The organism is Tepidibacillus sp. LV47 (assembly GCF_048381575.1).
Taxonomy (GTDB): Bacteria; Bacillota; Bacilli; order Tepidibacillales; family Tepidibacillaceae; genus Tepidibacillus.
Window position 1 is genome coordinate 126,291 of the sequence record NZ_JBLWIF010000002.1, and the last position, 24,558, is coordinate 150,848.

The 24,558-nt window shown below is 38.8% G+C and carries 21 protein-coding genes; 19 read left to right on the plus strand and 2 right to left on the minus strand.

The annotated features are described in order from the left end of the window. The first annotated feature begins 20 nt into the window (after window positions 1–20). From nuoL to ACMW72_RS03870, 12 genes are all read left to right on the plus strand, one after another. Window positions 21–1,865 (plus strand): NADH-quinone oxidoreductase subunit L, encoded by a 1,845-nt coding sequence (nuoL, locus tag ACMW72_RS03815; RefSeq protein WP_418367514.1) that lies wholly within the window; start codon window positions 21–23, stop codon window positions 1,863–1,865. Next, a complete protein-coding gene (locus ACMW72_RS03820; protein ID WP_418367515.1) occupies window positions 1,865–3,409 on the plus strand; it encodes a complex I subunit 4 family protein in 1,545 nt (514 codons plus the stop codon). Before nuoL ends, ACMW72_RS03820 begins: the two co-directional genes overlap by 1 nt. A gap of 3 nt (window positions 3,410–3,412) precedes the next feature. Next, entirely contained in the window at window positions 3,413–4,948 is a 1,536-nt protein-coding gene (gene nuoN / locus ACMW72_RS03825; protein WP_418367516.1) for an NADH-quinone oxidoreductase subunit NuoN, read from the plus strand. 193 nt (window positions 4,949–5,141) lie between these two features. Continuing rightward, a complete protein-coding gene (locus ACMW72_RS03830) occupies window positions 5,142–7,421 on the plus strand; it encodes a S8 family peptidase (RefSeq protein WP_418367517.1) in 2,280 nt (759 codons plus the stop codon). 33 nt (window positions 7,422–7,454) lie between these two features. Then, window positions 7,455–7,691: a DUF1146 family protein gene (locus ACMW72_RS03835; RefSeq protein WP_418367518.1), complete on the plus strand. Its 237-nt coding sequence runs from the start codon at window positions 7,455–7,457 to the stop codon at window positions 7,689–7,691. A gap of 126 nt (window positions 7,692–7,817) precedes the next feature. After that, window positions 7,818–8,543: a YwmB family TATA-box binding protein gene (locus ACMW72_RS03840; RefSeq protein WP_418367519.1), complete on the plus strand. Its 726-nt coding sequence runs from the start codon at window positions 7,818–7,820 to the stop codon at window positions 8,541–8,543. 40 nt (window positions 8,544–8,583) lie between these two features. After that, window positions 8,584–9,885: a UDP-N-acetylglucosamine 1-carboxyvinyltransferase gene (gene murA / locus ACMW72_RS03845; protein ID WP_418367520.1), complete on the plus strand. Its 1,302-nt coding sequence runs from the start codon at window positions 8,584–8,586 to the stop codon at window positions 9,883–9,885. Window positions 9,886–10,043: 158 nt separating this feature from the next. Beyond that, window positions 10,044–11,177: an efflux RND transporter periplasmic adaptor subunit gene (locus ACMW72_RS03850; RefSeq protein ID WP_418367521.1), complete on the plus strand. Its 1,134-nt coding sequence runs from the start codon at window positions 10,044–10,046 to the stop codon at window positions 11,175–11,177. Continuing rightward, the gene (locus ACMW72_RS03855; RefSeq protein ID WP_418367522.1) at window positions 11,174–14,293 is read left to right on the plus strand and encodes an efflux RND transporter permease subunit; all 3,120 of its coding nucleotides are present in this window, start codon (window positions 11,174–11,176) and stop codon (window positions 14,291–14,293) included. Before ACMW72_RS03850 ends, ACMW72_RS03855 begins: the two co-directional genes overlap by 4 nt. 10 nt (window positions 14,294–14,303) lie before the next feature. Next, window positions 14,304–14,876, plus strand: coding sequence for a TetR/AcrR family transcriptional regulator (locus ACMW72_RS03860; RefSeq protein WP_418367523.1), 573 nt, complete (start codon window positions 14,304–14,306; stop codon window positions 14,874–14,876). Between the two features lie 120 nt (window positions 14,877–14,996). After that, window positions 14,997–15,998 carry a stage II sporulation protein D gene (spoIID, locus tag ACMW72_RS03865; RefSeq protein WP_418367524.1) on the plus strand — a complete coding sequence of 334 codons (1,002 nt, stop codon included), beginning with the start codon at window positions 14,997–14,999 and terminating at the stop codon, window positions 15,996–15,998. A gap of 82 nt (window positions 15,999–16,080) precedes the next feature. Next, window positions 16,081–16,959 (plus strand): peptidoglycan DD-metalloendopeptidase family protein, encoded by an 879-nt coding sequence (locus ACMW72_RS03870; protein WP_418367525.1) that lies wholly within the window; start codon window positions 16,081–16,083, stop codon window positions 16,957–16,959. 172 nt (window positions 16,960–17,131) lie between these two features. On the opposite strand, the gene ACMW72_RS03875 is transcribed toward ACMW72_RS03870, so the two are convergent. Together ACMW72_RS03875 and ACMW72_RS03880 are read right to left on the minus strand one after the other, a co-directional pair. Further along, window positions 17,132–18,460 carry a radical SAM protein gene (locus ACMW72_RS03875; protein ID WP_418367526.1) on the minus strand — a complete coding sequence of 443 codons (1,329 nt, stop codon included), beginning with the start codon at window positions 18,458–18,460 and terminating at the stop codon, window positions 17,132–17,134. A gap of 40 nt (window positions 18,461–18,500) precedes the next feature. Further along, window positions 18,501–19,439, minus strand: a complete 939-nt coding sequence (locus ACMW72_RS03880; RefSeq protein ID WP_418367527.1) for an RluA family pseudouridine synthase — start codon at window positions 19,437–19,439, stop codon at window positions 18,501–18,503. Between the two features lie 246 nt (window positions 19,440–19,685). On the opposite strand from ACMW72_RS03880, the gene spoIIID reads away from it, so the two are divergent. From spoIIID to fabZ, 7 genes are all read left to right on the plus strand, one after another. Then, the gene (gene spoIIID / locus ACMW72_RS03885; RefSeq protein ID WP_418367528.1) at window positions 19,686–19,946 is read left to right on the plus strand and encodes a sporulation transcriptional regulator SpoIIID; all 261 of its coding nucleotides are present in this window, start codon (window positions 19,686–19,688) and stop codon (window positions 19,944–19,946) included. 117 nt (window positions 19,947–20,063) lie between these two features. Beyond that, the gene (locus ACMW72_RS03890) at window positions 20,064–21,077 is read left to right on the plus strand and encodes a rod shape-determining protein (RefSeq protein WP_418367713.1); all 1,014 of its coding nucleotides are present in this window, start codon (window positions 20,064–20,066) and stop codon (window positions 21,075–21,077) included. A gap of 4 nt (window positions 21,078–21,081) precedes the next feature. Further along, a complete protein-coding gene (locus ACMW72_RS03895) occupies window positions 21,082–21,888 on the plus strand; it encodes a flagellar hook-basal body protein (RefSeq protein ID WP_418367529.1) in 807 nt (268 codons plus the stop codon). 31 nt (window positions 21,889–21,919) lie between these two features. Further along, a complete protein-coding gene (locus ACMW72_RS03900) occupies window positions 21,920–22,741 on the plus strand; it encodes a flagellar hook-basal body protein (protein WP_418367530.1) in 822 nt (273 codons plus the stop codon). 25 nt (window positions 22,742–22,766) lie between these two features. Next, entirely contained in the window at window positions 22,767–23,018 is a 252-nt protein-coding gene (locus ACMW72_RS03905) for a DNA-directed RNA polymerase subunit beta (RefSeq protein WP_418367714.1), read from the plus strand. 89 nt (window positions 23,019–23,107) lie between these two features. Continuing rightward, a complete protein-coding gene (locus ACMW72_RS03910) occupies window positions 23,108–23,611 on the plus strand; it encodes a CDP-alcohol phosphatidyltransferase family protein (protein ID WP_418367531.1) in 504 nt (167 codons plus the stop codon). Window positions 23,612–24,002: 391 nt separating this feature from the next. Next, entirely contained in the window at window positions 24,003–24,428 is a 426-nt protein-coding gene (gene fabZ / locus ACMW72_RS03915) for a 3-hydroxyacyl-ACP dehydratase FabZ (RefSeq protein WP_418367715.1), read from the plus strand. The last annotated feature ends 130 nt before the right edge of the window (window positions 24,429–24,558 follow it).

Sequence of the window (24,558 nt, forward strand, 5' to 3'; positions counted from 1 at the left end):
GTGGAAGGAATGGTGATCAAATGTTAGAAAATGCATGGCTCATACCGCTATTTCCGCTTATCTCCTTCATACTGTTAGTGTTTTTTGGTCGCAAGCTCAAGGAAGGCGCAGCCTATGTAGGGATCGTTGCTCTTTTCGTCTCGTTTATTTTAGCTGTTCTTGTTTTGATCGAACGACTGGGCGAAGGAGCGGAAAATTATCTCAAGAACATTCCTTGGCTAACGGTTGGAGATAAAGTCATCACAGTTGGTTTTGAGGTCAATGAATTAAATGCATTGATGCTATTTGTCGTTACATTGGTTAGTTTTATGGTTCATATTTATTCCAAAGGATATATGCATGGGGATGAACGTTTCCCAGTATTTTATTCCTATCTTTCTCTCTTTACGTTCTCCATGTTAAGCCTTGTCATTTCGCCAAATTTATTACAGGCGTATATCTTTTGGGAGTTAGTAGGTGCTACCTCCTTCTTACTTATCGGATTCTATTATTACAAACCATCTGCTAGAGCGGCAGCGAAAAAAGCGTTTATTACGACAAGGATTGGTGACTTAGGGATCTTTATTGGCCTTTCTTTATTGTTCTGGAAGACAGGTACCTTTGAATATTCGGGGATTTTTGAGGCTGTAGAATCAGGCCATCTTGCTCCAAGTTTCATTACATTAACGGCTATCTTAATCTTTATTGGTGCTGTTGGTAAATCGGGTCAGTTTCCATTACATGTTTGGTTACCTGATGCGATGGAAGGTCCTACACCTGTTTCAGCATTAATCCATGCTGCAACGATGGTTGCTGCAGGGGTATACTTAGTCGCAAGGATGTTCCCATTATTTGAAGCATCAGAGACAGCACTAATGGTTGTTGCCATAATTGGTGGATTTACAGCAATTTTCGCTGCATCTATCGGTTTAGTACAAAACGATATCAAACGCGTACTTGCTTACTCAACCGTCAGTCAGCTTGGTTACATGATGTTAGCATTAGGTTCAGCTGGATATGTAGCTGGGGTATTCCATTTATTTACCCATGCATTCTTTAAAGCCTTATTATTCCTTGCAGCAGGTAGTGTCATCCACTCTGTTGGCACACAGAACATCAAAGAAATGGGTGGCGTAGGTAAAGACATGAAGATCACAAGAGCCGTATTTTTAATCGGTGCTCTTGCAATTGCTGGTTTTCCATTTCTTTCTGGATTCTTCTCAAAAGATATGATTCTCATGTCAACCTATGCAAGGGGACATTATGTACTCTTTACTTTGGCATTGATCGCAGCCATCATGACCGCATTCTATATGTTTAGACTTTATTTCTTAACGTTTAGTGGAACACCAAGACATAATAATCACCATGTTCATGAATCACCACTAAATATGACCTTCCCAATGATGGTCTTAGCGGTCTTAGCAGTGTTTGCAGGTTACATCGAGTATGCTGGGTTTGGTGAATGGATTACTGCAGAAGGAACGATTGCCCATGCGCACGTAGAAGGACCAATATGGATCATGGTCGCATCGATTATTGCTGCATTGGCAGGGATTGGTCTTGCATACCTTGTATATGGTCGTGATCATAAGGTGAGAAATACAGAACCCAAAGGGTTACATAAGCTTCTTTTCAACAAATATTATGTGGATGAAATTTATGCTGCTGCGATCATTCGGCCATATACGTTATTTGGCTATTTCTTAAAGTTCTTTGATCGCTTTATTATCGGTGGTTTGGTTCAACTGGCAGTATCCATTTCTAAGTGCTTTGGTTATCTTGGTTCTAGATTACAAAACGGTCAGGTTCAAACATACGGTCTAATCATGGTTATTGGATTAGTCCTGTTATTTGTTAGCTTGACGGCAGGGAGGTTGTTCTGATGAATTCGATTGGTTTACTTACCCTCATCACCTTCTCGCCATTACTAGGAGTTTTATTACTCGCATTTGTGCCTAAAGAAAAGGTAAGCACCATTCGCTTTATCGGTGTCTTGGTAACTCTCATTCCATTAGTATTGGCTATTTACTTGTTTCTAAAATTTGACCCTAACGCTAGTGGTATGCAGTTTGTAGAAAACTATAAATGGATCCAATTTATGGTTGGAGATAATACCATCGAATTCAACTACAGTTTAAGTGTGGATGGATTATCAATGCCACTAGTACTGCTTGCTGCGATTGTTGCTGCAATGTCAGCATTAGGAGCAGCGAACATCATTGAAAAAAGGGAAAAAGAATATTTTATCTTATTCTTCTTGATGCAAATAGGTTTATACGGAGTATTCGTCGCTCAAAACCTATTCCTGTTCTTCATCTTCTTCGAATTAACCCTAATCACCATGTTCTTCTTAGTCGGGATATGGGGGAACGAAGCAAGAGAAGATGCTGCCTTTACTTTCTTGATTTATAATGGATTAGGTTCTGCGATTATGCTCGTTACCTTCATTGTTCTTTTAATCAATGCCGGTTTCTATGAAGGGCCAAATGGACCTACATTTACAACCGATATCCCAACAATCATTCATAATTTAACCAGCCCTGACTCTCCTTATGCACAAGATGGATTTAGTAATGCATTCAAATATGGTGTATTTGCTGCTTTACTTGTTGCTTTTGGGATCAAGGTTCCATTGTTCCCATTCCATTCCTGGATTCTTAAAGTACACTATCAAGCTCCGGCAACGATGAGTATGATTCTTTCAGGTGTACTCTTAAAAATTGGTGCATACGGATTATTCCGAATGGAGTATTCCTTCTTCCCAGGAATTGCAAAAGACTTAGCAACATTCTTAGCGATTCTTGGAATCATTAACTTGCTCTATGGTGCAATCTTGGCATTTGTCCAAAAAGATTTCAAAATGGTCGTTGTTTATTCTAGTATTAGCCATATGGGGATCATCTTACTAGGATTAGCTGCTATGAATGGTTACGGTTTTCAAGGTGCCATCTTCCAAATGGTATCCCATGGATTATTATCCGCTCTCTTCTTCTTTATCGTTGGTTTGATCTACAAACGTACCCATACAGCCAACATGGAAGAGCTTGGCGGAATGGCAAAGACGATGCCGATTACAAGTGGACTTTTATTAACTGGGGCAATGGCTTCACTTGGTCTACCCGGGATGTCTGGATTCGTGAGTGAATTCTTAAGTTATCTCGGGGTATTTAAAACGATGCCTGTTCTTGCAGCGATTGGTACATTAGGTATAGTTTTCACATCAGCATACCTTTTACGTGCCGTATTGAATGTTACCTATGGTCCAACAAGAGAAAAAGTACAAGGACTGTCTGATGCCACAGCAATCGAGCTTGTACCAATGGTAGTTCTTGTTGCCTTTGTAATCTTAATTGGTGTATATCCAGCTATACTTGGTGATCCAATTCAAACGACGTTGCAATCCTTATTGTCTAAGATAGGAGGGTAGACCATGAATCTATTTGATTTAAATTGGGGATTACTTGCTCCAGAACTAACCATTGTCATTTTAGCAGCGGTCATTACCCTAGCCGATCTCATGATGAAAGACAAGGGAGACCGAAAAGTATTTGCTTATCTCAGTATCGCAGGAATCATTCTAGCGATTTACTTTGTGATTCAAGATCTAGGCGAACCTGTCCAACAATTACTGAATGAGTCGTATCGTATCGACAGTTTTGGGAATTTGTTTAAACTCATCTTTTTAATCGGTACGGCATTTGTATTCCTGATGTCCATCCATTATATTGACAAAAAAGAAATTGAATATGATGGTGAATATTATTACCTTTTATTAACGGCTCTACTTGGTTCCATGATCATGGCTTCTTCCGCCGATATCATCACCCTTTATATCGGTCTAGAATTATTAAGTTTATCTTCATATGTGTTGACCGGCATTCGGAGAAAGAATCTCAAGTCAAACGAAGCAGGATTTAAATACGTGATTATCGGGGGTGTCTCTTCTGCGATCTTCCTATACGGAACATCGTATATCTATGGAATTACCGGTACAACCAATTTACTTGAACTAGCGAATCGTTTGCCAGAAACTTTTGCTACAGGAGGATATAACTTCTTCATCTATTTAGGTTTCTTTATGATGCTAGTAGGCTTAGGCTATAAGATTTCGGTAGTTCCTGCATATATGTGGGCACCAGATGTCTATGAAGGTGCGCCAACACCGATAACCGCATTTCTATCAGTTATTTCCAAGGCTGCAGGTTTTGCCATCATCTTACGGATGTTTATGACGGTATTTACTTCACTCATTAATACAACAACCAATAAGTATTTCTTCTTTGATCAGATGGCGCTCTATCTTGCAGTCATTGCTGCGCTCACGATGATCATTGGAAATACGATGGCGATTCGCCAAAGAAACGTAAAGCGCATGATGGCATTATCGAGCGTGGCCCAAGCTGGATATATTTTAGTCCCATTAGCATCGATGAAACTGGCTAGTGTCGAATTAGTCCAAGCAAATATCTCCAACATGATTTTCTATCTCATGGCATATTTGCTCATGAACTTAGGCGCATTTGCAGTCATCACCATCGTGACAAAGGATACTGGTACAGAAGAGTTAAGTGCGTTTGCAGGTCTTTATCATCGGAACCCACTACTTGGGATTGCGATGACTTTCTTCCTGTTATCTTTGGCAGGATTGCCTGTAACCGCAGGGTTTATTGGTAAATTTAACATTTTTATTAGTGCCTTGACGATTAATAATCAATCTTCATCTTATTGGTTGGCTGGAATCATGATGGTAACAAGCGTTATCTCTTACTTCTACTATTTCAATATTGGACGTCAAATGTACATGCGAGTAGGTAGTGAAAGTAAACTTACCGTACCAATTGGTCTACAGCTTGTTATTGTTCTCGCATTTGTAGGTACATTTGCTTTTGGTTTAGTACCAAATGTAATGTATGATTATATTGGCACCCATTTTAACTTCGTAGATTTGTTCACAATGGGGAAATAAATCCTTTGTATATAATTAGCAAAAGGACACTTAAAGGAAATTTACCTTTAAGTGTCTTTTTTTCTGGATAAGTTTCCATAAGCGTTGGAATATACAAACCTATTTGGATTTTTAACTGTAAAATGAATGGTAATGTATGATAAGATAAAATTTAAACTAAGGTAACATAGACTCTTATATGCGGAGTGAAGCAATGAGAATGAAGAAACAGCAAATTTTAATATGGAATTTGTTTTTAATCGGAATTGTCCTCATCCATCTTGGAAATCGAAATATATCTCTTCAACCAAACCAAACGATTTCAATGATATCTTCAATGACATCGCAACCCATTACAAAGCAAAACGAATGGATCATTAAATGGAAAAAAGAATATCCGAAAGAAATCTTAAAGGATACAAGGCTCATCAATTGGCTGCCTGAATTAAAAGTGACAAGACTGCAATTAAAAGAAAATGTCAATGTAAGTGAATGGCTTAAAAAGTGGATAGATGATCCAAATATCGAATATATGCAACCTAATCTAACCGTTCGCATCTCACAAGTTCCCAATGATCTTTTTTATCCTAAGCAAACCTATTTAAAAAGGATCCATATGGAAAAAGCATGGGAGCAAGTAACGAAGAATTCCAATATCACCATTGCCATCTTAGATACAGGGGTTGATCTTGAACATCCAGACTTAAAACCGAATCTCGTAGATGGAATCAATTTATTAGATAAAAAAGCAAAACCACAAGACGATAATGGCCATGGTACCAATGTGGCAGGGATTGTTGCTGCAGTTGGCAATAATAGCATCGGTATAGCTGGGATTTTATGGAGAGCCAAATTAATGCCAGTCAAAGTACTGGACAAAAAGGGAGAGGGAGACTCTTTCCTTGTTGGCCAAGGGATTCGCTATGCGGTAGACCATGGAGCAGACATCATTCTATTATCATTAGGAGAACCCGTATTTACTCCCTTTATGAAAGAAGCTGTAGACTATGCCGTAGCAAAAAATGTCCTCATTGTTGCTGCGTCTGGCAATGAAGGGAATCAATTAAATTATCCTGCCGCTTTTTCAAGTGTTCTTTCCGTTGGTGCAGTCGATCAAGACGACGAATATGCGAGGTACTCGAATTACGGCCAACAATTGGATGTGGTGGCTCCTGGAGATGGCATTTATACCACCCAATTAGGCGGGCAATATACGGCCAATTCTGGGACATCAATGGCTGCACCGCAAGTAGCAGGGCTAGCTGCTTTACTTTACCAGAAGTATCCTGATCTTACACCAAAAGAAGTAGAAAATATCATTAAATTCTCTGCCGATGATGTGGATCAACCAGGATGGGATGAGAAAACGGGTTATGGCAAAATCAATGCCATACGGGCACTCAATTTTCCCTTAGAACGATTAAAAGATGGGTTTGAACCCAATAATACAAAAGAAACAGCCACACCTTTTCCATATAACGACACCTTTTTTGCCCAACTTACGTTAAATCAGGATGTGGATTGGTACAAATTGAATCTTCCTTATCATGGAGTCGTCGATTTTCAGTTAAATTTAGAAAAGTCATTAACGTCTCCTATTCAGATAACGGTGTTTCCTAATGGCACGAACAGAAATTTTATCTACAAGATAAAAAATAGTACAAAAATAACCCTTAACCTGCCTCAAGGACTCTCATACATCAAACTGGAATATTCAGATCTAAATCAAAAAGGAATGAAAACGGATCAGATCCGATATTCACTCACAAATCAGTACCGCATCAATCAAGATCAGTTTGAGAATAACGACAATCTTAGAGATGCTTATCTCCTTGAAAATTTACAGCAAATAATCAAAGGAACCTTTCATAAGGAACATGATTGGGATTGGTATCAGATCGAAGTGAATCAAAGCGGGGAACTAACGGTAAGTGTATCGGTTGATACAAATCGCTTAGATCCTGTAATCTGGTTTCAAGCAAAAGGGAAACATAATATAGAGATCGATGAGAAAGGATCAGGAGAAAAAGAAGAAAAGACAATACCCGTTTCTCCTGGGACTTATTATGTACGATTAGCGGATTATAATGGCTATGAAGTAATAGGGGAATATCAATTGTATTTTCAATTGACTACATCTGATGGAGACACACATGAACCCAATGATTTTCCTTTAGAGGCAACTCCTTTAAATGGGGATCACCTGATGACAAAAGGTGTAATACTGAATGAAAAAGATCAAGATTGGTATCAATTCTTTTTGACTCAACCATCAGCTATTCAGATTCAAGTAACAAATACACAAAATAAAAAGATAAGAGCGGTGCTATATAACAGCAAATTGGACGTGCTCTTAGAGAGTCAAGGAACTTCTATCAACCAAACGGTAAGTTTAGATAAAGGAAACTACTATCTGCGAGTAGATGCACAAAGTCCATTAACAAGCTATCAAATCATTTTCAACGATCAAATGAGCCAGAAAGCCGAGCAATAAGTCATTCATCAAAGGATTGAAAGGAGCGAAAGAATGGAGTCCTATTTCGTCTATTCCAGTATTGTTGGAATCACTATAACGATTATTTGTATAGGAATTTCATGGTGGGCTTTGCAAGCCTTACGTTTTGACGTTTTTACTTTTCGTCCCAAAAGCCCCCAGGCCATTGCCTTACAAATCATTCTGTCGATAATAATCGGTTATCAACTATCCCAATTCTTCTTAGATTATTTAGGCTGGTCTTATCATTTAAGAAACCTAATTCAATAATTAGTATTGGTATTTTGTATAAGCGCGACTTTTGAGAATAAGGTATATCTCCTCCCATAAGTGTGAAAAATGGTGAGTAAGGACAGAAAAAAGATACAGGAAACGAACATTATGGGAGGGAGAAAAATGATCAACAAAAAATATTTAGGACTCTTCTTATTGGTTAGTATATTATTTATATTTGGAATGACCATACCCAACAACCATACCAATGACCTGCAATTATTGATCAAAGGATTTCAAGAGGCACAAGCAGAACTAAGCGCATATTATCTTCATGTTGGGATTCCTTATCAACAGATAAAAGAAGAGCAATTATTAGCAAAAGGAAATGAACTAAGCGAAATTTTTCATATTCCTTTTGGTAGAATTGAACGAGTGAATAAAGAGCCTTTTTATATAAGCAAAGGCAAATGGAGAAATAATACGGAAGTCGAATTACAGTTGAAGAAGATCAATGAGAATACGGGCACTTACCTTGTCATTAAAGTAACAGGCAATCATTCTTTAAAAAATTTAGAAGCGGATTATCAAACATTTTACAAAAAGTTGCAAAAAGCCCATATAAATTCTAAAATAAACACTTGTATCCAAGGAAAGATCAATGATAAACTTGATAATGTTGGTCAGTATCGTTTGATTCAGAATTTACTTAATAAGTTTGATGCCAAAATGATTGAAGAATTAAAAACCGATTTGGTCACGAGTGTTTCTGCCTACTCTTTGAGGTTTGGACAAGTTATTCAAACAAGAGGAGGACAGATGAACATACAGGTGGCGACTCATTATGATTCATTACATAATCAAACAATCCTTACAATAGGAACCCCAATCATCACGATTGAATATTAATATTCTGTATCAGCAATAAATAGACGCGGAGGGAAGCGCCTTGGGAAAAATCATCGTCCGCGGTGGAAGGCAATTATCGGGCAAGGTAAAAGCTAGCGGTGCGAAAAATGCTGTCCTACCGATACTTGCTGCATCAATTCTAGGGCAAAAAGGAGTAAGTACAATTTACGAAGTTCCTGCTCTAGATGATGTATACACCATCATCGATGTATTATCTTTTATTGGAGTAGATATCCGTTATCAAGATGGAATCGTAACAACCAATGCAGCGAATATCCAGCGCACAGAAGCTCCTTATGATCTTGTGCGCAAAATGAGAGCATCCTTTTTAGTGATGGGACCTCTCTTAGCCAGAGAAGGCCATGCACGTGTGGCACTACCTGGTGGATGTGCAATTGGTAGCCGGCCCGTTGATTTACATTTAAAGGGCTTTGAAGCATTAGGGGCAAAAATCAATATCGGTCAAGGGTATATTGATGCAAAAGCGGATGGAAGGCTTAAAGGAGCCAAAATCTATCTCGATTATGCAAGCGTTGGAGCTACTGAGAATATCATGATGGCTGCTGTCTTAGCAGAAGGTACAACGGTGATCGAGAATGCAGCGCAAGAACCAGAAATTGTCGATCTAGCCAACTTCCTCAACTCCATGGGAGCAAAAGTAAGGGGAGCTGGGACAGGAACCATTCGTATTGATGGAGTAGATACATTAACATCAACAGCACATACGGTCATTCCTGATCGAATTGAAATTGGCACCTATATGGTGGCAGCAGCAATTACAGATGGAGATGTTCTGATCGAAAATGCCATCATCGATCACTTAAAACCAGTCATTGCGAAATTGGAAGAGATGGGTGTTATCATCGAAGAAGAAGAGGAAGGATTAAGGGTTCGTGCCACTCATCCACTAAAGGCAATCGATATTAAGACCCTTCCTCATCCTGGATTCCCAACTGATATGCAAGCGCAGATGATGGCCTTATTATTAACGGCGCAAGGTACAAGTATTATTACAGAAACGGTTTTTGAAAATCGTTTTATGCATGTTGAAGAATTTAAACGAATGAATGCCAATATTAAGATTGAAAGTCGGTCGGCGATTATTGAAGGAAATGCCAAGTTAATCGGAACGCGTGTTGAAGCAACCGACTTAAGAGCGGGAGCTGCACTGGTTTTAGCGGGACTTGTTTCCGAAGGTGAAACAGAAGTGACAGGAATTCACCATATTGACCGAGGGTATGTTGATCTTGTTGGCAAACTAAGAAGTCTAGGTGCAGACATTGAAAGGATAGACGAAAAAGAAAATACCGTCCAAGAGTTAAAGCCACTATGGGTGAAATAGCAATAAATTGAAACTAGGGTTACAATCCCTAGTTTTTTTTAATAGAATTTATTTTTAATACGAAAAAGAGTATAATAGAAATTGTTCAGAACCGACCAGTCGGTTCTAAGAGGCGGAGATGAATAAAATTGCATTTATCAATTTGGGAGGAATCTTTTATGCACAAACATTGGCAAAAGTTTATCGCCATCCTTCTTAGTACGGTTATATTTGCAGTAGGTTGTTCAACCAAGAATGGAAAAGAAGAGGGAAATCAATCTATCCCAGTTCTCGTTGCAAAAGTAGAACGAAAAACCATTGAAAACCAAGATCGTTACATTGGTTCTATCAAAGCCATACAAGATGTAATGGTCTTTTCCAAAATTACGGGAAAAGTGGAACAAGTCAATGTAAAAATAGGAGACAAAGTAAAGGAAGGACAAGTTCTGTTAAAAGTGGATTCTAGCGACCTTTCTTATTCTGTTCGTCAAGCCAATATCTCCTATCAAGCTGCTTTAGACAATTTAGAGCGAGCAGAAGATGGCAAAAAACAAGCAGAAGAGCAAGTAAAACAAGCAGAAAAAGCAGTAAATCCTCTGATCCCAGAAACCCAAAAAGCCCTTGATGCAGCAAAAAACGCATTGCAAGCCGCAGAAGCAAATGTAAAAGCGGCTCAAGCACAGGTGAATCAGGCTAAGGTTGCCGTCGATCAAGCCAATCATACCATTTCTCAAGCGAATATTAAGGCACCTATTTCAGGAACCATCTCAGCAGTAATGGTGGAAAAAGGAGAGATGGCAACACCCCAAACCCCGGTGATTCAGATTATCAATACGGATACGGTAATCGTTTCTTTAAATAGTATCACCGAAAGCTCAGTCAAAAAGTTCGCTGTTGGCCAAAAAGTACAAGCAGTTATACCCAGTTTAAATAAAACGGTAACAGGTACAGTAACCTCTGTTGCATTAGCTGCAAATCCCCAAACCTTCACTTATCCTATTGAGATCCAAATCGAAAATAAAGACCAAGGACTCAAACCGGGAATGTTAGCAGAAGTCATTCTTACGCAAAAGGCAGAAAATCAACTGGTCATTCCCACAAAAGCCATCTTAGGCACAGGCGAAGAAACTTACGTTTTTATCATTCAAAATGGGAAAGCGGTAAAAAAACCAGTAAAAATAAAAGAAATGTCGACTGAAGATACAGTGATTGAAGGTTTAACGGAAAATGATCAAGTGGTGATTAAGGGTCAATATCTATTAACAGATGGAGCATCAGTAAGAATTACCACGGAAGAAGGGAAGTCTTCATGAAACTAGTCGATCTTTCCATTCGTCGGCCAATTGGGGTATTGATGATCGTGATCGCCATTCTTTTGATGGGAACCATTTCTCTAAAAAATCTGGCGATTGACCTTTATCCAAAATTAAATCTGCCCATTGCAATTGTCGTTACCGATTATAAAGGGGCTGCACCCCAAGAAGTAGAGAAATTGGTCACCAAACCTTTAGAAGGGACCTTAGGAACCATCGAAGGAATCAAGCGATTACAATCTACCTCTTCACCGGGACAATCCCTGATAATTCTCCAATTTGATTGGGGCGCCAATATGGATGAAAAAGTAAACAGTATGCGGGATAAATTAGATCTCGTAACGAGCTTCTTACCGGAAGAAGCAGGGAAACCCTTAGTTTTAAAATTAGATCCAACCGCAATACCCATCGTCCGCTTATCCGTTTCTGGAGATATGGATGGGAACCGTCTTACCCAAATTGCGGAGGATATCATTAAACCGCGCCTTGAAAGAACCCCAGGTGTTGCAAATGTCAGCTTATTAGGAGCAAAAGAAAAAGAAGTGAAAGTGGAAGTTTCTCCCGTTTATCTTAGTGGCTATGGATTATCCATAAATCAAATCATTCAAATCCTATCTTCAGAAAACTTAGCTGCCACTGCGGGAAATGTAAACAAAGGGGATCAAGAACTTTTACTCCGGATTAATGGTGAATTTGCCAATGTGGATCAGATCAAAAACGTCCTCATTCCTTTGCCAAAAGGCGGAACCGTTAAACTAAAAGATATTGCCAAAGTAACTGAGGTAAATAAAGAGGTTACAGAGATCACTAGAGTTTTAGGTAAACCAAGCCTCAGTTTTGATATTTCGAAAAAATCAGATGGGAATACCATTCAGGTTACCAATGAACTCTATAAATCTCTCAATGAGATTAAAAAAGTGTTGCCTGAAGGAGTTCACATCGACACGGTCTACGATTTATCCATATTTATCCGTCAATCGATCGATAATGTGATCCAAAACCTGATCGTTGGCGGTACTTTAGCCATTGCCATTCTCTATTTGTTTTTACGCAACTTACGCACCACCTTGATCATTAGCTTGACGATGCCCATTGCGGTGATTTCGACGTTTAACCTCATCTACTTTACAGGGGAAAGCTTAAATCTCTTAACCCTAGGTGGACTTGCCCTTGGTATCGGTATGATGGTGGATAGTGCCATCGTGATTTTAGAGAATATCTTTCGCTATCGGGAACAAGGTTACAATTTATTGGAAGCTGCATCAGTAGGAACAAAAGAAGTGGGACCAGCCGTTATCGCTTCAGCCCTAACAACGGTAGCCGTGTTCTTGCCCATTGTCTTTGTTAAAGGTTTAGCTGCCGAATTATTCCGTCCCCTTGCTTTAACCGTTAGTTTTTCGTTACTCGCATCATTAGTTGCATCCTTAACTTTGGTTCCCATGTTAGCTGCAAGGATGTTAAAACATGAAGATCCAGATCAAAAAGCATTAAAAGGACTGAAAAAATGGACCTATAAGGTATTATTCGCTTTTCATGATTTCATGGAGAAAGTATATCGCAAATATCGTTCTCTATTAAGCTTTGCATTAACTCATCGGAAAACGGTCGTGTTTGGTACCCTGGCATTAGTGATAGCAGCCTTTGCCCTTATACCCTTTGTAGGGACAGAATTTATTCCCGCAATGGACCAAGGGGAAATCAATATCGATGTGAAGCTGCCAGAAGGGACCTTGCTAGAAGAGACCGATAAAACCATTGGGATCATTGAAGAGAAATTAACCCAAATCCCCGAAGTCAAAACGGTTTTTACAACCGCTGGCGGCGCTGGAGCTTTTCAAATGGACCTAGCGAATTCAAGTAAAGGAAACCTTTATGTAAGATTAGTTCCCCTTGATCAAAGGGAACGCAGTACCGATGAAGTGATGGAGGAGATTCGTAACAAAACCAAGGATATTCCAAATGTAGAGATCAAAGTATCCCAGATTCAAAGCGGTGGTTTTGGCAGCCAAGCTCCCATTACCATTATGATCTCAGGCGATGATCTGAACGCATTAGCAGATATTGCTGAGCAAGTAAAATCCATTGTACAATCAGTTGAAGGCACAAGAAACGTGGAAAGTTCTATTGACAAAGGCCGGCCAGAGATGCAGATTATCGTCAATCGGGAGAAAGCCTCTCGCTATGGATTAACGTTTGCCCAAATCATGAATACAGTACGAACAGGGTTTAATGGTCAAGTGGCAACAAGATTTCGCATGGATGGGCAAGAGATTGATGTTCGTGTCACTCTGCCTGATGAATACAAACAAGATATGAAGCAAGTAGGAGATATTTTGCTCCAATCTCCCCTTGGTATACAAGTTCCATTAAAAGAGGTAGCCACACTGATTCAGGAGAATGGCCCAGCCAAAATTCAACATGAAGACCAGCGAAGGCAAGTGCAAGTCACAAGTGACATTGTTAATCGAGATTTAGGAAGCATCACGAAGGATATTCAAGGGAAGTTAGATCAACTGCAATTACCAGATGGATACATGATTGAAATAGGCGGCCAAGTCAAAGATATGATGGAAGCTTTTGGTGATTTGCAATATGCCTTGATCTTAGCCATCTTCCTTGTTTATATGGTCATGGCTGTTCAATTTGAAGCCATTACTTATCCATTTATTATCATGTTCTCGATGCCTGCTACCTTTGTTGGCATTGTCGTTGGTTTAGTTGTCACCGGTTGGCCCCTTAGTATCCCCGCATTTATCGGAATCATCATGTTGGCGGGAATTGTGGTTAACAATGCTATTGTTCTTGTTGATTATGTGAATATCTTACGGCGAAGAGGAATGGAGCGAACCGAAGCCATCTTAACCGCAGGGCCGAACCGTCTGCGTCCCATTTTGATGACAACTTTAACGACGATTTTAGGATTGATTCCCTTAATGTTAGGAATCGGCGAAGGAGCAGAAACCCAAGCACCACTAGCAACGGTTCTCGTGTTTGGTCTCAGTTTCTCTACACTTGTAACCCTTGTATTGGTTCCTGTTGTTTATCTTTACATCGATGATTTAGAAAACTGGTTAAAACGAAAATGGACAAAAAATATGGATTCTATGATTCAATAGGGGGATGTTCATGGCTGATCATACAGATTCAATGAGCAAAAGAGAAATCATCCTTAAAAGCGCTTTTCAAGTTTTTACGGAAAAAGGGTTTCACAGTGCAAAAGTGAGTGATGTAGCAGAGCTGGCAAAAGTAGGAAAAGGTACAGTATATGAATATTTTGCCAGTAAAGAAGATCTTCTTCGCGGTGTAATTGAAGCAGGAATCAAATATTATATTCAAAAACTAAATGAGCAAGTAAAAGATTCCGTATCTCCCTGGGAAAAGATTAGAAAAATAATCAAGAAACATGGGGAAATGTTAAGAAGCGGCCAAAACTTTTCCCAACTCATGTTTGAGAACTTTGGGGTGATGACTAAAGAGTTCCATCAATTTTTAATAGAACAACGGCAAGGGATCATGCAAATAATTCAAAACATCCTCAAAGAAGGGATTGAACTAGGTCAAATCAAACCCATCTCTCTTGAACTTGGGGCGAGAATGATCTTGGGGATGATGATCGCGATTCATTGTGAAGATCAATGTCTTAGCGATGAGGCGATTGATGAAATGATTGCAACAATAGAACAAGGACTGCTTCTTTAATTTAGCTACACCTGAAAATATTGGGCTTGTATGTTCTATATTTTTGTTCTGAAAAAAGTAGCTTCTTCATATCTTGTACTAAAGATAGATAATAGGACAAGAGATGGAGGAGCTAATTTTATGAGAATTCGACTACTGATTTTCGTCTTTTTAGTTGTGCTAGGTGCAGCAATGGTAATCATACCTGCTCTATTTACACTATTTGGCTCAAACAAACAACTAGATTTACAAAATAACAAAATAGTAGAACTAAAGGTTGACCCAAACCATTCGATCAAAGTCACCGTCTATCGAAGTGCATTAGGAAAAATAGAGACTTATCCATTAGAAGAATATGTACGGGGAGTCGTAGCAGCAGAAATGCCGATTGAATTTGAGCTAGAAGCATTAAAAGCCCAGGCTCTTTCTGCTAGAACATATATTATCAAAAGAATACTAGAAAAAGATTTTTCCGGTGTACCCCAAGGGGCAATGGTAACTGATACCGTTCAACATCAAGTTTTTGTTTCCGATAAAGAACTGCAAATGCGCTGGGGACTAAATTACCCAACGAACATCTCAAAATTAAACCAAGCGATTAACGAAACGATGGGTAAAGTAATTACTTATAATGGAAAACCGATTAGCGCTGTATACTTCTCAACGAGCAATGGCTATACCGAGAATTCAGAAGATTATTGGTCAAAAGAGGTTCCTTATTTAAGAAGCGTGGCAAGCCCATGGGATAAAGCATCGCCAAAATATCAATCTACCATGGTCGTACCCTTTTCAGAGATCAAAGAGAAGTTGAAAGTGGATGCTGCTGTGCTTGCTTCAACAGGACAAGAATGGATCAAAATCCTTGAAAAAACCTCAACTGGACGAGTGAAGAAGATAAGAGTGGGAGATAAGTTATTAACAGGCCGCGAAATGCGCGACTTGTTCAATTTACGATCTTCAGATTTCAATATCGCAGTAAAGGAAGATCAACTTGTTTTCCATATGGTTGGCTATGGTCATGGAGTAGGGATGAGCCAATACGGAGCCAATGGGATGGCACAAGAGGGGAAAAAGGCAGAGGAGATTGTCAAGTATTATTATCAAGGTGTTCAGATAGAAGATTACACAAAATGGGTAAAATAAACATTTTCTATTAAAAATTTATACATCACCGAGTTTAAAAGCGGAAAATTCTGGACAAAATGATTGCTGAGGTGATGTATAAATGAGTCCAAATTCAAAATGGAAAAAATTATTAGCCAAAAAATGGGCATTCCCTGCCATTTACATGACAGTTGCAGCACTCATTCTAACATTAATGTGGTGGTACCAGGATGGCCACAATACTCCATTAAATCAAGAGGATCTTGGAATTGAGCAAACCACAAATGAAACATCAAATGGGAATTTAGCGGACAATAACCAAGCTATTCCAGTTACCGCAAATCAAGAGCAAATGATCTGGCCGGTTCAAAATCCGGAAAAAGCAGAAGTCAAAATGGAATTCTTTGATTTGTCCCAATCTGATAGTGAAATGAAAGATGCGATTGTAAGATTCCAAGATGAAATTTGGCCACATACGGGGATTGATATTGTCTCGAAAGACAAGTCACCACTCATTGTCGTTGCTGCATTAAGTGGGGAAGTCATCCGTGCAGAAAAAGATCCAGTGGTAGGTTTCTTGGTTGATATCCGCCATGAAAATGGATTAGTCACCAACTATTCCAGTTTAAATGAACTGAAAGTAGCAAAAGGTGACAAAGTCACTCAAGGACAAGTTCTAGGTACTGCTGGCCGCAACATCTTTGAAAAAGACCAAGGTGTTCACTTGCATTTTGAAGTGAGAAAAGATGATGTGGCACTATCACCACAAGCCTTTATTGGCCAAGATGCAAGCCAAGTTTTGAAACAACTAGAACAGCAAAACCAAAATCAATCAAAGCAACCAGCAAATACCAATCAAAAACAACCAGAACAAAAATCTGAACAAAAAGCAGATACAAAAAAGGATACAAAAGACAAAACAACCGACAGCAAAACAGATGAACAACCAAAGACAGAGGAAAACAAATCACCAAGCAGCTTAAAAGAAAATCTTAACTAAAAGCAATCAGTCAATCCCAACAAAAAAGTCCCATAACGGGACTTTTTTGTTTAACCTATGTCATTACTTTAAATTACCAGGTACAGATTTAACAATGGTACTAGTATTAGTTGTTTTTACTGGATTTGTTGCAGGACGGAGAATACGCATTGAAATCACCTCCTTCAACAAATTAAGAAATATAGCTTTTCCATATTAAATTCAAGACTTTCTTGATCCGCCTTTTTTCATAAGAACAAGGTCTAAGTCCTGTTCTCATTCGATACAAAGGACAGTGATTGCCTTGACAAGCAGGACGATAAAAGCAAGATTGACATACAGAATCATTTTCTTCTCCTGATGTCACCCAAAATGCGAATTTATCATAATCTATTTTGATTGAGCCATCCCGGTAAATTTGGCCAATTTGATTTTTTTCGTCTTCAAAAGCAATGCTACATTTATATAGTTTACCATTCGAACCTACAACTAGAGAATAGGGTTTTGCCGCATAGCAAACAGAGCCAGTTGGCAATAATGAATTTTCAATGATTGAACTCATTTTAAGTCCTTTTTCCAAACTTAATTTGGTTAGCTCCCATATTTTTTCATCTCTTCTTCCATTCATACACACAGGAATTTGGTCGTCATTTACACCGCCCCAACGACCAACTGGTCGGAAGAATATTCCAAATCTTTTATCTTCGGAAAAATGCTCGCTTAAGAATGAGATAAGTTCTGGCATAGCAGGAAGATTATTTTCATCAAAATTCACCCGAATCGTAATTTCGAATTCTTCATTGCTATCTTTTATATTTTTCAAATGGTCAATAATTCGCGAAAAGGTTTTGCCTCCGCCAAGCAAATGCCTTCTTTGATCGTGGATCGGTTCTAAACCATCAATCGTAATCATAAATCTTCTAATCTTCCAATTTAATAATTTTTTAAATACATCATCCGTAAGAAAATATCCATTTGTTGAGATATCGGCCGTATAGTCAATGCCATATTTTTCTACTGTATCTAAAAAGGATTTAGATAATTCTTCAATCACATCAATTGCTAATAAAGGTTCCCCTCCTAACCAGCTGATCGAAAGAAGGTTTAAACGAGAGGCATTTTGTTCTACATACTTTTTCAATCCTTCGATCGTATCGTCATCCATTTTCCCCCTAGGAAAGGTCTCATAACAATAGGTACATCGAAAATTACATTCTTCTGTAGGGAAAAGAACAAGATGCATCTGATCCGTACGGTGTAAAGACTGGTGTAAAAATTTTGCACGCATGTCTTCATTTACGTGATCTGGAACAAGAAACCCTGATTCGACCAATCGTTTCAATGGATCAGAAAGTTCTCCCTTAATCCCTTCTCTTTTTAATGCCAGAAGAATCTCACCTTTTTCTTCCTCAGAGAAAGAGGCAATTGCTCCTGTATAACTGTTATACAAGACAAGTCCATTGTTATCGGTATGTGCGATTGCATTAAAACGTGATGGAACATATCGTTTCATTGAATCCATAACTTTTTCTCCTCTCCCTTCATCACTCTTAAATTAACCATTATTTTACTCGGCCATGGGTTGCCATGGGTTGGATAAGAGATAGTAGTTGTACCATATCTTCTGGCATCGGAGCTTCTACTTCAACTTTCTCCTTTGTAAAAGGATGAAAAAAGATTAACTTTGCTGCATGTAAGGCTTGTCTTTGAATCCCCTTCAACGGACCGCCATAGAGGGAATCGCCAAATAAGGGATGGCCAATATAACTCATATGAACACGAATTTGGTGGGTTCTGCCCGTATCTAAATAGAGTTTCACTAAAGCAGCCTCATTGTTCATGGTTTCAAGGACTTGATAATGGGTAACAGCCCGATCCCCTGTTTTTGAAACTCTTCTGCGAGTGGGATGATGCCGATCGCGGCCAATGGGTTCATCAATAGTCCCTTGTTTTGGCTCTGGGATTCCTGAGACGATGGCTAGGTATTCTCTGCTTATTTTTCTTTCCCTTAAATCTTTATCTAAGATGCTTTGAGCAAGAGAGTGTTTGGCGATTAAAATCGCCCCTGTGGTATCTTTATCCAAACGATGGATATGCCTTACTTTTGTTTGCAGCCCTTTTGTTTGGTAATAAAAAGCGATGGCATGGGCTAACGTTCCCCTTTGATTTTTTTCTGTCGGATGAACCGAAATCCCAGCTGGTTTGTTCGCCACCAATACATGATCATCCTCATAAAGAACTTCTAATGGAATTGGCTCTGGTTCTACGCCATAATCTTCCCGTTCAAAAATTTTGATTTGCAATCGGTCTCCTTTTTTTAATGGATAAGCTAAATAGCTCTTTTTGCCGTTAATTTGGATCCCCCTATGCCTCGTTAATTTTTGGATCATCCTTCCCGAAAGTTGCAATTTGGTTTTACAAACCTCTTCGATGGTTTTTCCCTGGTCTGTACTTGAAACATGGTATTCTAACCATTCACCTTTACGGATAAAATTTGCCATTTATCTCTACTTCCTCTAATTCTTCATTTTCAATCGGCCATGATATGGTCTTTATTGTGAATTATACAAACTTACGCCTTGTTATTCAAATCGTCATACCTCTTTAAGGGAGTAAAAGACGATTTTGGCGGCAGCGAGACTTAAAAAAATTTGGAAATTAGCTTGTCAAGGCTTGTAACAAAAGAATATATGCCAAACCATCTCATATAATGTAACAGACGATTTCGAAATGGGGAGGCGAGGGGAGTGCACGATTACATCAAAGAACGAACCCTTAAAATAGGTCGCTATATAATAGAGACGAAAAACACGGTTCGTACCATTGCGAAAGAATTTGGTGTTTCTAAAAGCACAGTGCACAAAGACTTAACCGAACGATTACCAGAGATAAACCCGGATTTAGCCAACCAGGTTAAGGAGATTTTAGAATATCACAAATCGATTCGCCACATCAGAGGGGGGGAAGCCACAAGAGAAAAATACAAAAACCAGGCAAACGAAAAGTGAATTTTGGTAAAAAATAAAAAGGATTTTTCCCAATCTATATCGAATATATAATTTTTAAGGTATACTATGTACGTATAACGAATCTTGTATAGTATGTTGCAGGGAGGAAAATTTTTGATGTGGAGTAGGGATATTGGAATTGATCTTGGAACGGCCAATGTATTGATTTATCTTAAAGGAAAAGGTGTTGTTATCAACGAACCCTCCGTTGTAGCCATTGACACCACAACTCGTAAAGTAAAAGCCGTTGGCGAAGAAGCAAGACGAATGGTAGGAAGAACGCCTGGGAATATTATCGCGATGCGCCCATTAAAGGATGGGGTTATTGCCGATTTTGAGATTACTGAAGCAATGCTAAAGCATTTTTTAGATAAAGCAGGGGTAAAAAGGCGATTTGGCAAGCCTCGTATTCTCATTTGTGCTCCGACAGGTATTACATCGGTAGAACAAAAGGCAATCCGTGAAGCAGCGCAAAAGAGTGGTGCTGGAGAAGTATTTATGGAACATGAACCAAAAGCTGCAGCGATTGGAGCTGGATTAGATATCTTTCAACCAAGCGGGAATATGGTCATTGATATTGGCGGAGGTACGACCGACATTGCTGTATTATCGATGGGAGATGTCGTAACCGCCTCTTCTATTAAGATTGCAGGGGACAAGTTCGACCAAGCAATCATGTCATACATAAAAAAGAAATACAACTTATTGATTGGTGAAAGAACAGCAGAAGAATTGAAGAAGTCAATTGGAACGGTTTTTCCCGGTGCACGTGATGATTCAATGGATATTCGCGGACGGGATTTAGTTACAGGCCTTCCCATTTCGATCACTGTTCATTCGGAAGAGATTCGTGAAGCATTGGAAGAATCCATTTCTGCAATCGTAGCTGCGTCAAAATCTGTTCTGGAAAAAACTCCGCCAGAATTAGCTGCAGATATTATTGATAAAGGAATTATTATCACTGGTGGCGGAGCATACTTACATGGCCTCGATACCTTATTAACCGAAGAATTAAAAGTACCCGTATTAGTCGCAGAAGATCCAATGTCTTGCGTGGTTAAAGGAACAGGAATTATGTTAGAGAATTTAGATAAAGTCGTGAAGAAAAGAGGATTTTTCTCAAGGATGTGAAATGATGATTCGAGGGATTTATACTGCTACAGCAGGGATGCTCACACAACAAAAAAGACAAGATCTGCTTACGAATAATCTAGCTAATATCAACACTCCAGGGTATAAACAAGATCAAGCTATCATTCGCTCTTTTCCAGAGGTGCTCCTGCAAACGATTCGCGTTCCAATAAAAGATAAGCAACCGATCGGAAGTATTCATCAAGGTGTGTTTGTTGAAGAAAATGTACCGATTTTTAAGCAAGGGGATTTAATGGAGACGGGCATCAATACCCATCTAGCGATTTGGGATTCAGAATTAGAGTTGACCCAGAATGGCCAAAGAAGACCCATTCTTCTATTTACTGTACAAGATCAAAATGGAGAACGACTTTTTACTCGCAGCGGATTATTTACGGAAGATGCAGCGGGGCAATTAGTTACTCCTGAAGGTTATCTCGTTTTAGATGACCAAGGGAAGCCAATACATATCAATGGTCGGACGTTTACCGTCGATCAAAAAGGAAATATCCGTTTTTCTGATGGACAAACCCTTCGCCTTGGTTTAACCAAAATTGATAATCCTAATCAATTATTGAAACAAGGGGAACAAATCTATCGTTTACAAGGTGGTCAAGGGAATCTTCCCTTTGTGAATGAAAATGAGAACTATAAAATCTTTCAAGGGAAATTAGAACGATCCAATGTGGATCCTGCTGAAACCATCGTTAACATGATGGCTGCGCTAAGGATCTATGAAGCAAACCAACAAGTGGTGCAGTTTTTGGACAAGACCTTGGAAAAAGCTGTGAATGAAATAGGACGCGTTTAGTCCTATAATGAAGGTAAATGGGGTGCCATTTATGAACTTATCCATTTTTAACTCTCTTACGGGAATGCAAGCTATACAACAAAAGGTCGATACCATTGCCAACAATATCGCCAATTTAAATACCAATGGGTACAAGAGTAGGGAAGTCTTTTTTCAAGATATTTTCTCTGCTCGCATGGAACAACCAGAAGAATTTCAGTTAGAAGGCAGATTAACCCCGTTAGGGATTGATGAGGGGGCAGGTGCGAGATTGGCCTTGTCTGCGATCCATTTTGATCAAGGACAAGTGATTGATACAGGTGTAGCTACTGATTTCATGCTTTCTGGAGAAAATGTGTTTTTTACCGTTTTATCTAATAATAATCAGATTTACTATACCCGAGATGGGCACTTTTCCATCGATGGACAAGGCTATCTAGTTACTGCACAAGGAGATTATGTTTTGAATACCAATCAAACTCCTATTCAAATTCCCAATGGAAGTTCATTAAAAGTGGACTTGACGGGTAAATTAATAGCTGAAGATAAGAATGGGAACATCATGAATCTCGGTTATTTACAAATCGCAAAAGCGAGTTCTCCTCAATCATTGGAAAAGGTTGGGGACAATTTATATCAAGTTCCTAATGAATTGATGAATCAAGGGAATACGATAGTAGAGAATTTGGATATGCAAAATCCCAATAACCAAACCCTTTACTCCATTGAACAGGGAAAACTGGAAGGTTCTAATGTAGACCTTGCAAAAGAAATGGTTCAATTAATGGAAGCTCAAAGGGCTTATCAGCTTCAAGCAAAAGCATTATCTTTTTCCGATCAAATGCTGGGTATGGCAACTCGTTTACGGGGATAACTCTTGGATAAAGGTAGTGAAGAAGATGCAATCAGGACAAGGACAATACAAAGTACGCTCTAGATCTCAAAGGCATCAAAGAGAAAAGCAAAAAAAAGAAACCACACCTAGAAGTCAGGCGAAGACCCATCAGTTAGCATTGTTTCTTATGGTCGTAGCCATCATTGCACTTTTTGTTGGATCTATGATCGGCTATGGTGTTCTAGGAAAAGGTAATCCGTTACAGGTGCTAAACCCAGGTACTTGGATTCATATCATTCGTTTAGTTTTTGGTTAAACACTTTCCTTAGTCATCTTCCGATCATGTTTATCAGAAGATGGCTTTTTTCGTTCGCTGAATTTTGGTAATTTGTAGGAGGGGATGGAGTGAATCTGCCCAATTTACTAACAACGATTCGCTTTTTCTTAATACCCATATTCGTGATTATTTTCTTCTCCGGGTACGAAATCGTTGCCTTTGGTGTTTTACTTCTTGCGGGTATTACGGATATTATTGATGGATATCTCGCAAGGAAACATAATCAAGTAACAGAAATTGGAATTCTCCTTGATCCGTTAGCAGATAAATTAATGATGTTAACGGTAATCATATCTTTACTCATTTCGGGAAAGATCTCGATTTTTGTTGCAATCCTGATCTTTGTTCGCGATGTTGGAATGATCGTAAGCTCTATTTTTTTTCATTTTCGCGGAAAAAAAACCGTCCCCGCCAATGCTTTGGGTAAATTAACAACCGTTTTGTTTTATATAGCGATCTTATTCATTATTTTTAAGTTTCCTTTTTATATGAAGTTCTTATGGTTTGTTGCCATTTTTGCGGTCTTTACATCGGTTATTTATATTTTTGAGTTTCGGAAAATGAATAAATAGAACCAATCAAAATAGCGGCTGTACAATGATATAGGGCTTATATGTTCTAAAAGCTGCGACTTTAGCGAGCGAGTTTTCCTACCGTCCGTTTATTCAAGGAAAACCGTAAGGTTAGGAGCAGCGTTAGAACATATAAGCCTAAGATACGAAGATATGGGATTGTATATTGTAACTGTTAGGAATGATAAGGTAAGGGAGTACGACATATAAGGTGTCGCACTCCTTTATGTGAACCCTCCACCAACCAGGGCCGGTAGAGGGGGCACTATTTATTCTAATTCGCTTACTACAAAAATATGCGAAAAGTCAAGTTTTTAGAAATGACAATATATGGGAAAATAATATAGAAAATTTATATAAATTTATATTATGGTAGGAGTTGAAAATGCAAATGTTAGATATTAACCAAATTAAAGAAATTATCCCCCATCGTTACCCATTCTTATTAGTGGATAAAATCATTGAACTAGAAGAAGGAAAGAAAGCGGTAGGAATCAAGAATGTAACGGTAAATGAACCATTTTTTCAAGGCCATTTTCCTGAATACCCTGTAATGCCAGGAGTATTGATTGTAGAGGCATTAGCCCAAGTGGGTGCAGTGGCCATGTTGGTAAAAGAGGAGAACAAAGGTAAACTCGCCTTCTTCACAGGAATCGATAACTTCCGTTTTCGTGAGCAAGTAAAACCGGGAGACACTTTAACACTAACAGTGGAAGTTATACGGGTGAAAGGACCCATGGGCAAAGGAAAAGCAACCGCCCAAGTTGGAGAAAAGGTTGTGGCCGAGGGCGAGATTATGTTTGCGATACAATTTTGATGTAGAATTTTTTTTGGTAACATATTCTTATATTAGGTAGGATTTTGTAGTAAGATATAGTTATATAATTGTGATAGATTTTTTAGAAATAATTTTATAGAGAATAAAATATTTTGTCAGGAGATAAGCA

Excerpts from the sequence above, each read along its gene's own strand:
- ACMW72_RS03850 (WP_418367521.1), top strand. The coding sequence starts at position 10,044 with ATGCACAAACATTGGCAAAAGTTTATCGCCATCCTTCTTAGTACGGTT.
- ACMW72_RS03840 (WP_418367519.1), top strand. The coding sequence starts at position 7,818 with ATGATCAACAAAAAATATTTAGGACTCTTCTTATTGGTTAGTATATTA.
- fabZ (WP_418367715.1), top strand. The coding sequence starts at position 24,003 with ATGTTAGATATTAACCAAATTAAAGAAATTATCCCCCATCGTTACCCA.
- ACMW72_RS03830 (WP_418367517.1), top strand. The coding sequence starts at position 5,142 with ATGAGAATGAAGAAACAGCAAATTTTAATATGGAATTTGTTTTTAATC.
- ACMW72_RS03895 (WP_418367529.1), top strand. The coding sequence starts at position 21,082 with ATGATTCGAGGGATTTATACTGCTACAGCAGGGATGCTCACACAACAA.
- ACMW72_RS03880 (WP_418367527.1), bottom strand. The coding sequence starts at position 19,439 with ATGGCAAATTTTATCCGTAAAGGTGAATGGTTAGAATACCATGTTTCA.
- nuoL (WP_418367514.1), top strand. The coding sequence starts at position 21 with ATGTTAGAAAATGCATGGCTCATACCGCTATTTCCGCTTATCTCCTTC.
- ACMW72_RS03860 (WP_418367523.1), top strand. The coding sequence starts at position 14,304 with ATGGCTGATCATACAGATTCAATGAGCAAAAGAGAAATCATCCTTAAA.
- spoIID (WP_418367524.1), top strand. The coding sequence starts at position 14,997 with ATGAGAATTCGACTACTGATTTTCGTCTTTTTAGTTGTGCTAGGTGCA.
- ACMW72_RS03900 (WP_418367530.1), top strand. The coding sequence starts at position 21,920 with ATGAACTTATCCATTTTTAACTCTCTTACGGGAATGCAAGCTATACAA.
- ACMW72_RS03875 (WP_418367526.1), bottom strand. The coding sequence starts at position 18,460 with ATGGATTCAATGAAACGATATGTTCCATCACGTTTTAATGCAATCGCA.
- ACMW72_RS03820 (WP_418367515.1), top strand. The coding sequence starts at position 1,865 with ATGAATTCGATTGGTTTACTTACCCTCATCACCTTCTCGCCATTACTA.
- ACMW72_RS03890 (WP_418367713.1), top strand. The coding sequence starts at position 20,064 with ATGTGGAGTAGGGATATTGGAATTGATCTTGGAACGGCCAATGTATTG.
- ACMW72_RS03870 (WP_418367525.1), top strand. The coding sequence starts at position 16,081 with ATGAGTCCAAATTCAAAATGGAAAAAATTATTAGCCAAAAAATGGGCA.
- ACMW72_RS03905 (WP_418367714.1), top strand. The coding sequence starts at position 22,767 with ATGCAATCAGGACAAGGACAATACAAAGTACGCTCTAGATCTCAAAGG.
- ACMW72_RS03835 (WP_418367518.1), top strand. The coding sequence starts at position 7,455 with ATGGAGTCCTATTTCGTCTATTCCAGTATTGTTGGAATCACTATAACG.
- ACMW72_RS03855 (WP_418367522.1), top strand. The coding sequence starts at position 11,174 with ATGAAACTAGTCGATCTTTCCATTCGTCGGCCAATTGGGGTATTGATG.
- nuoN (WP_418367516.1), top strand. The coding sequence starts at position 3,413 with ATGAATCTATTTGATTTAAATTGGGGATTACTTGCTCCAGAACTAACC.